We start from the raw sequence: 1,484 nt of genomic DNA, 5'->3' as shown, positions 1-1,484 counted from the left end.
GATCGCGTCGAAAATGTTGGTGTAAGGGTGACGCTCTAGCGCCCGTTTAACGAAGAACGGCCTTCGTCCTAGAATCTGAAATCACCACAACAACAGGTTCTAGGAAAGGACGAAGACCGCTATGGAAATCTTATCAGACCCGACGCCGGACATGCTCGCCATGCCCCGTTTCGACGACGGCGCCATCGACATGCAGGAGCTGCTCAGGCGTCTCGCCGAGCAGGTCGTGAACGCCGTGATGGACGCCGAGGCCGACCAGCTCTGCGGTGGCGGGGGGAACAGCCGAAACGGCTACCGCGAGAGGTCGCTCGCCACCTGCGTCGGCACGCTGACGCTGCGCATCCCCAAGCTGCGCTCCGGCAGCTTCTTCCCCGAGGACGTGCTCGAGCGCTACCAGCGCGTCGACCGCGCCCTCGTGGCCGCCGTGGCCGAGATGTACGCCACGGGCACCAGCACCCGCAAGGTGCAGAGGGTGGCCGAGAAGATGGGCGTCTCCAGACTCTCGAAGGACCAGGTGAGCGCCATCGCCTCGAGCCTGGACGCAGACATCGAGGACCTGTGCGCAAGGCCGCTCGGCGGCTCGCCGGTGCCCTACGTCTGGCTCGACGCGACCTACGTCAAGTGCCGCCGCGAGGGGCGCGTCGCCTCCACCGCCGTGGTCACCGCCATCGGCTGCGATGCGGGCGGCTGGAGGCGCGTCCTGGGCGTCGACGTGGTCGACACCGAGTCCTACGACTCGTGGCTCGCCTTCCTGCGGGCTATCCGCTCGCGCGGGGCGGCGGGCGTGCGGCTCGTCGTCTCGGACGCCCACCCGGGGCTCGTCCGGGCGCTCGGCGAGGTCTTCCAGGGCGCCGCGTGGCAGCGCTGCGCGGTCCACCTCATGCGCGACTGCATGCGCGAGGCCGGCTCCTGGCAGCTCAGGCGCCGCGTGGGCAGGATCGTGTCGCAGGTGTTCCGCGGGCGCGACGCCGCCACCGTGACGGCCATGTACCACGCGGCGTGCGACATGCTGGAGGGGTGCTGCCCCAGGGCGGCGGCGGTGCTGGAGGAGGCCGAGCCCGACGCGCTGGCCTACCTCGACTTCCCGCCGACCCACTGGAAGCGCCTGCGCACCAACAACGTGCAGGAGAGGACCAACCGGGAGATAAAGCGCAGGTCGCGCGTCGTGCAGGTGTTCCCCTCCACGGGCTCGCTGGTGCGGCTCGCGGGCGCGGTCATGTGCGAGCAGGACGAGATATGGCAGGAGTCCAGGTACTTCTCGGAGGTGAGGATGAACGAGCTCTACGATGACGGTCGCACTCGGGGAATCGACGGTCCCGTCGATTGGGCGCGGCTTGAGGCGGAGGCCAGGAAGATGCTCGAGTCCGGCCTCGAGCTTGCGGACAGGGTCGAGGCGGCATAGGATATCAACCGTATTCCAGATTCTAGGACGCCGGGCCGACTCGCTTCGGATGGGGCTCTACACCAACTTTCTCGACACTACC

At 68.0% G+C, this 1,484-nt stretch carries 1 protein-coding gene; it reads left to right on the top strand.

What is annotated here, in order from left to right; genetic code table 11:
- Window positions 1-121 precede the first annotated feature (121 nt).
- Window positions 122-1,402 carry an IS256 family transposase gene (locus GPK42_RS05875; RefSeq protein ID WP_006234240.1) on the top strand — a complete coding sequence of 427 codons (1,281 nt, stop codon included), beginning with the start codon at window positions 122-124 and terminating at the stop codon, window positions 1,400-1,402.
- Window positions 1,403-1,484: the final 82 nt, after the last annotated feature.

The sequence above is a fragment of the Collinsella aerofaciens genome (assembly GCF_018785265.1).
GTDB classification, from domain to species: domain Bacteria; phylum Actinomycetota; class Coriobacteriia; order Coriobacteriales; family Coriobacteriaceae; genus Collinsella; species Collinsella aerofaciens_AI.
Note: the sequence above shows the minus strand (reverse complement) of the source record. Positions and strands in the feature narration are given on the sequence as shown.